Raw genomic sequence first — 6,595 nt, forward strand, 5'->3', positions numbered from 1 at the left:
TCATTATTAAGGGAAAAAAAGATAATTCTTAGCCCCCTTATTAAGGGCTACTGTGTACACACATGTTTATAATACTCTTTAATATCCTACCTTTGTGCCCTTTGTGCCTTTGTGGTTTTTCCTTTTTTATGAACCACATAATCCGGAGGATTCCCCGCAGGGTAGACACAAAGAACACTAAGAAAGAGAAGAAAAGTGGCTTTTTGAGACTTGTGTATTACACCGTAGCTTATTAAGGGGGGTTGGGGGAAATCATAACTTCTAAATAACACCGTGCTTAACTCTCAAAACGATTCCCAAAATAACTATCCTCCACCACCTGGATACTCTGTTCGTCTTGCAACAGACGAAGATATTCGCAAGCTAAATAATAACATTAACATGCCAATTTTAATCAGTACAACTTTAGCTTGCTTAGTGATGTCAATTCCAATTTTTCAACTTCTTATCCAACAAAGCTTGCAGAATTGGGAAAATATGCAGAGAGCTATACTATATGAAACTGGAACACGAAGAAGCACACCGACTCTCGAAGATTGGTATCAAATTATTATTAATTTAGGTATAGATAAATTTTTCTTAGGAATTACCATAGGTCTTGCAATTGGACGTGGTATTTATTTATTATTACTGTCTCTTTTTCCACAATCTAAACACAAATTTAGACGCTGGATTGCTGAATATAAAGGTAAAATTATTGGACAGGCAATACTTGAAAGAAAGCGTAGTTACACATTACTTATATATATATGTGTAAATTCTAGTCATTGGTGGCAAGGTATTGGTTCTTGTTTAGTATGGAATACTATCAAAGATGCAAAAAAGCCTCTTTATTTAACATGTAGACCAGGACTAAAACCTTTTTATCAACGCTTTGGTTTTGTTTCTGTGGCTAATTTTGATCAACCAGTAGAGTTTAGACGATACAATCTTGGTTGTGTTATGGTACTACTTAACAAAGCTATTTTACCATTAGAACGGCGCCAATCTCAATATCTATTACCTGCTAACCATTCAATTTCCAGCTTTGAGAATATCTGGATGCAATGGCAAGTGTATAAACAATTATGGTCAAGTCAAGTATTTAAACAGTCGCGCTTCTATATCTTATACTTAATAGCTGTAATATATATACCATTAATTTTAATTCTTATAGCTATTTGGAATATACTCAGCAATTGGGATATTTCCTGGTTAGCTGGTATAATTAGCATCATTGCACTTTTAACACCAATCTTTACCATCTTTATGTATTGGCAAGAATGGTTAATTAAACAAAATAACAATACGGTTGCTTATGCTCACTTGTCATGTCGTTTAAAATACTCCATTCTTTACTGCTTGTATGTAGAAAGTAGCTACGTTAGTCAACAAATGAGTCAAGCATTTTTAGAGCGTTTAAGTCGCAGAATTCAATTACCTATATACTTAGTTTGCTTACGTCAGGAAGCTAAATTATATACTAAAATAGGTTTTGTTCCAATTAGTTATCAGCTTTTACCATTTGAATTACAAATTATCCGCTTTCAACATTATGTCGCACTTCAATATACGGCGCCTGTAAATACGTAAACTGGATACCACTGCACAGGCACCTTGACCTGTGCTATGGGATGATAAAATTGTGGAGAGTGATATGCTACGTCAAGATTTAATTGCACTAACTACAGATGATTTGAGTGTCCTTAGTAATAGGGGATTAGTTAAACGCGCGCTCAAAGAACTCTCTGAAGGACAATTATCCTATCACATAACACAAGATGCTCAGGGTAATATTTCTATACGTTGGTCGGATGTTGAATGTATATTGCCTGCAACAGAAGAATTAAGCGACCGTCATTGTAATTGTTCTGCTACTACTGTTTGTCGTCATCTTATTCGTTCGATTCTTATTTATCAACGTACTCAAGAAGCTAAACCTGACTCTCAAACCTCTTTACAATTTTGGAATCCTGGGGATATTAGCGATGTATAACTAGGTAATTATTTTAATAAAACTATCATTACGTGCGCTAAAAGCGAATTTGATTCAGGTCACGTTATCGAACTTATCAAAAGTAACAAACCTGTTGCCCGTATTCATACTTTAGCTTATACGGTGAGATTTTTAGTTCCTGGTGATATACGTTATACCTACTGTGACTGTTCTGAACCTGCTCCTTGTCGTCACGTTCTTTACAGTGTTTGGGCTTTTCGCCAGCTTGAACCTCAACAAATTAGTGGTATTATTTCTACACAGCAAGAAGCGGCGCCTATTCCCGTTGATGTATTAAATGATATTGAAGCTAATTTAAACTCATTACTAGAAAGCGGAATTAAAGGACTTAATAAAGTTTATATTAGTCGTTTAGGGCGCCTAGAACAAAATTGTCGTGCTTCTTGCCTAATTTGGTTAGCGGAAATTATTGCAGAAATTATACAAGAAATAGAACGTTATGAAACTCGTGACGCGCGCTTTTCTCCCACACGGGTAGTTGAACTTGTTGGAGAACTTTGTATTCGCAGTGATGCTATACGTAATGATACAGGCGCCGTGCCCCAATTATTTATTCGCGGTTCCCAAACTGATAAACTTACCGATATAGGCGCCGCACGATTAATTAGTTTTGGTTGTGGTGTACAAGTGCGTCATAAAAATATACAGCTAACTACTTATCTTCAAGATACTGACTCTGTTAGCGTAGTTGCTATTTGTCATGATTTTCCAGACTCTAAAGATGATAACCCTGTTGATTTCTGGCAGTTAGCTCAAAATAATGCGTTTTTTGAACGGATGTTGGAACAGGAAAATGGCGCCGTTGTTTCTGAGACAATTACAGATTTTAATTTTTCTATGAGTAATTTGGTGCTTCAGCTTTGTGTTTTGATTAGGTTATTTAAAGATTAAAAAAATGTTGGACAGGCGGATTAAAAAAAAATGTTGGACAGGCGAGACGCCTATCCTACGGGATAACTTTAAATAATGCGTAAATATAGGCTAGAGCTTCTGGAATTACTGTACGCAATCCTTCGCTTGAACTCCACCATCTTTTGGCGTCGTAACTATGGGTTTCTGCGGCTATTACACCAATTTTTGTATCAGGTAATACTTTTTTATATAGCATCCAACTACGTCGCGCGTGTACGTCATCGCTGAATAAGTTTATTGATTCTAGTTTAAGTTGGGTGTTTGCTAGTTTTTCTTTTAATGCAATAACAGAACTGTATGTTCTATCTTTTCTTACATCTGGTGTTGGTATAGGTATTATTTTCTCAGCGTCGGCGCCCATTGCCTTTAATGTAGCTGCCGCAAGGTTTGCATAATCTTTATATTCAGATAAATAATATCCGCGTTGTAAGGGAATACCTGTAGTTATTATATGAGAATACGAACCTGTTTTAAACTCGTTCAAGGCTTCTTTCAGTGCTTCATCGGCAAGCCATCCTTCAACTACTAATATATTAGCTTTGATTGGAGAAGTAACGGCGAGAAACGGATGAACGTTCGTAATTAAGATTAGGATAATAGCAAGGACAAAGATGCTTGTTAATATCCAGCCTTGCAGCGTTAAAATCCACATTTCTTGCCGTTTTACTAATTGAATATAAAAAGATTTTTTCCTTCTACGGACGTAATTACGCATTTAGTTGTGCTTCGCGTTGTTCTTTATGTTGCCCTTTCAAATAAGCAAACACTGATTTATCGCCAATATCCGGAGGAATTGCTTGAATTAATTTACGTATTGCAAAGACTACAAAGAATACAGCCCAAATACCTAACAACGCGCGCTCCCATTGCAATGGCAGGATACCTAGCAAGTGACCTAATAATAGTATGGGTAGAATGGGGGTTAAGATTTTTGTTTCTAAGCGATTAAAACAAACAGCTTCTTTGAAGAAAATACCTGTAAGTGCTGCAAAAGTGAAACCTACTCCCAATATAGTTAAAGGATGAGTATATACAGTAACTGCAAAGGGTTGAGGGTCTGTATGTCCTACAACAAAAGCTGCAACACTACCAATTACCCAAAAAGCTTGTAACGCACGATGCAGCGCTGCCATGTAAATGTGTATAAATAGCAAGCTAACACCAAGCGCAATACTAAAGCAAGTGTATAAAGGTGTTAAAAGTGGATAAATGTTAGGATTATTATCAAATAACACCAATGCGCTACCAATTGCAAAGCATGATGCAGCAACTGCTAAACCCGCGCGATAGATTATTACACCTCGACGGTCGTCTTGATCTACGGTAAATTCGCCAAATTGTCCTTGATATACTTCCATAATTAAAAATTCCTGTACGTCGGGGTTTACCTATATCCTAATGAATTATAGAAATTTCGGTTAACCCGCTTCTACAACTTCAATTCTACTGTTTGCGCTAATTGTATGTTTAACTGTTCTTGAGCGTTACCTCTGTTTATCGCTATTTCTACCCAACCTTCGCTACTTACTAGTGCAACAGCACTACCAACGGGTACACTATGGTAAGTTTCTCCTCCTTTTATCTTCAAGTCACCAACAGTTACATACCAGCTTTCACCTTCAACGTAGCTCCCAGGTATATTCGTAATCAAATTCCCAAATATATCTATATATTGAACGCAACCAACGGCGCCAGTAGTAATGTGGCAGCATTTGGGTAGTGAAAGCTCAACCAAACTATTTATATCTATTTCCCTACCCAAATTTTCAATCAGTACACCCGAAGCAAGATGTGCAGCACAAGGGGCAAATATATCTCGACCGTGGAACGTATAGCTAGGATTTGGAACTCTCCAATAGTGTGAGTTTGTTAGTTCTACTGCTCGAATTGCTCGACTTTGACTTAATACCCCACTGATAATCCCATTATCCGGCGCCACCAAAAACCCATGTGCAAATTCTACAGCAACTGCACGCCGTGCGCTTCCAACACCTGGGTCAACAACAGCCAAGTGTAGTGTCCCATCAGGAAAATAAGAATAAGCGCTCATCAAACAAAACCGGGCAGCAGCAAGATTTTGCCGTGGAATTTGATGCGTCAAGTCTATCACCCTAATTTCTGGGTTGATTTGGGCAATTACACCCTTCATTACCCCAACATAAATATCACTTAGACCAAAATCGCTACTGAGCGTGAGCATTAGTGGAGAAACCATCGTGTTATCACATAGATATTAATCAAGCTTGCTACATGATAAACAATCTAATTTCTGTAACAACAGTTACCAACTATATGCTATATTATGAATACAAGACATAGATATTTATAGATGAACAGAGGAAAACTACTATGATTACCAATAGATACGAAGCTGCTGAAAGAGCGCGCGAAGTGCATAAGCAGAGCATAAAGAAAAATCTAGAGCATCGTCTGGAAGTTGCTAGAGCTGCCTGCGATGAAAAGTTAGTCCGCCAAATCGAAGCTGAGATGCGAGAATTTAACTAATTCGCGACACATACCAAAGGCGCCTATAGTGCAAGAAAACATTTGTTCTGATTTTCTTGAACAAAGAGCGCCTTTGTCGATCAATATTTTGCTAGCTGTAAACTATCAGGACTTACGCAAGTGACACATAAAAATTGTAGGGTGCGTGACGCTACGAACAAATTTCAACGTAGTAATAAGACTTGTAGCGTCACGCACCGACTGATGATTGTGACAGTATCGTAAGTCTTAAATCTCAAAGAATAATTCCCAGCATACCTAAAATTTCATTTACAGGAGCTTTGTTGATTTCAAGTTCCAGAATGATGCTAAACAGGTGTTTCGGAATATAGGTGCTTTTAGAAATTGTCTTTTGACCGATATTTAGTTGCCAATCATACCAAGGTTGCTCATACTGCTTTCCATTTCTCTTAGTTACAGTCCGCCAATGAATTCTTCCCGTTCCCTTTCCTTTGCTTCTTCGAGTACTACTGGTTGAGCTAACAGGTAGTACCGTTTGTGATTTTGATTCTACAGGCGCCGCAGAATTGGTATCACTGGTTAGACTAGATGATTGTACTTGTTGAGAATTAGGAGAATTATTTTCAGTGAACTTCCAAACCGGAATGTAAACTATACCATGCTGTTCAAATACTTCTTTGAATCGCTGCTGATTGTTCCCCCAATAAACTAAACAGTAAGACTGCGTTGCGGGTAAATTAGGTTGATAATTCGTGTCTAAAAATATGATTCGCTCTTTCCAAAAGCAAATCGGTTGAGTCTTTAATACTGAATTTAACCAGTCTGTGTCTGTCACAGCACAGCAAAGAGCAATTGCTTCAGAAACTCTGCCACTTAATACTTCAGACTGTAGTTTTGCAATCCACTTATCAGCATGGGAAAGCGGTGGGTTGATAAATAGGCGCCCCAACCACTCATGTTGTAATCCATCCTTTTCGACGGTGTAATGCTTTCGTGCAGGAATTTTTCTATTACCCTCTGCACAAGGGTCAAGGTCAATCTCTTCTAAAACCTGAAGTACCAGTTCAACTATATTTGCTGGAGTGTACCATTCGTCTAAATGTTGCCGACTTGAAGCTTGGTAACCGCTTGAAGTTTCTTTTGCTAAAACGCGCGATTCCCCAGAATTGTGGTATGTTTCATACCGATTAATTACACTAATCATTTTTAGCAGCCATTATT

At 37.8% G+C, this 6,595-nt stretch carries 8 protein-coding genes; 4 read left to right on the forward strand and 4 right to left on the reverse strand.

The features are described from left to right. Window positions 1-273: 273 nt before the first annotated feature. The 3 genes from AC2JBO_RS24680 (at window position 274) to AC2JBO_RS24690 (ending at window position 2,887) form a co-directional block, all read left to right on the forward strand. Window positions 274-1,572 (forward strand): GNAT family N-acetyltransferase, encoded by a 1,299-nt coding sequence (locus AC2JBO_RS24680; protein ID WP_496956276.1) that lies wholly within the window; start codon window positions 274-276, stop codon window positions 1,570-1,572. Between the two features lie 64 nt (window positions 1,573-1,636). After that, complete coding sequence (locus AC2JBO_RS24685; protein ID WP_496956277.1) at window positions 1,637-1,975, forward strand: hypothetical protein; 339 nt, start codon at window positions 1,637-1,639, stop codon at window positions 1,973-1,975. Window positions 1,976-2,098: 123 nt separating this feature from the next. Beyond that, a complete protein-coding gene (locus tag AC2JBO_RS24690; RefSeq protein ID WP_496956278.1) occupies window positions 2,099-2,887 on the forward strand; it encodes a YehQ family protein in 789 nt (262 codons plus the stop codon). Window positions 2,888-2,942: 55 nt separating this feature from the next. On the opposite strand, the gene AC2JBO_RS24695 is transcribed toward AC2JBO_RS24690, so the two are convergent. From AC2JBO_RS24695 to AC2JBO_RS24705, 3 genes are all read right to left on the reverse strand, one after another. After that, entirely contained in the window at window positions 2,943-3,623 is a 681-nt protein-coding gene (locus AC2JBO_RS24695; RefSeq protein ID WP_496956279.1) for an ElyC/SanA/YdcF family protein, read from the reverse strand. After that, window positions 3,616-4,266, reverse strand: a complete 651-nt coding sequence (locus tag AC2JBO_RS24700) for a DUF2301 domain-containing membrane protein (RefSeq protein ID WP_496956280.1) — start codon at window positions 4,264-4,266, stop codon at window positions 3,616-3,618. The genes AC2JBO_RS24695 and AC2JBO_RS24700 overlap by 8 nt, the downstream gene beginning before the upstream one ends. A 71-nt stretch (window positions 4,267-4,337) precedes the next feature. Next, on the reverse strand, window positions 4,338-5,123 hold the full coding sequence (locus tag AC2JBO_RS24705) for an SAM hydrolase/SAM-dependent halogenase family protein (protein ID WP_496956281.1): 786 nt from the start codon (window positions 5,121-5,123) through the stop codon (window positions 4,338-4,340). Window positions 5,124-5,257: 134 nt separating this feature from the next. Here AC2JBO_RS24705 and pirA point away from each other — a divergent pair, with 134 nt between their 5' ends. After that, window positions 5,258-5,413 (forward strand): arginine synthesis PII-interacting regulator PirA, encoded by a 156-nt coding sequence (gene pirA / locus AC2JBO_RS24710; RefSeq protein ID WP_496956282.1) that lies wholly within the window; start codon window positions 5,258-5,260, stop codon window positions 5,411-5,413. Between the two features lie 235 nt (window positions 5,414-5,648). Here pirA and AC2JBO_RS24715 read toward each other — a convergent pair whose 3' ends face one another. After that, a complete protein-coding gene (locus tag AC2JBO_RS24715) occupies window positions 5,649-6,578 on the reverse strand; it encodes a DNA N-6-adenine-methyltransferase (protein WP_496956283.1) in 930 nt (309 codons plus the stop codon). Between the last annotated feature and the right edge of the window lie 17 nt (window positions 6,579-6,595).

This window comes from Calothrix sp. CBUCES-K 9914, from assembly GCF_059640475.1.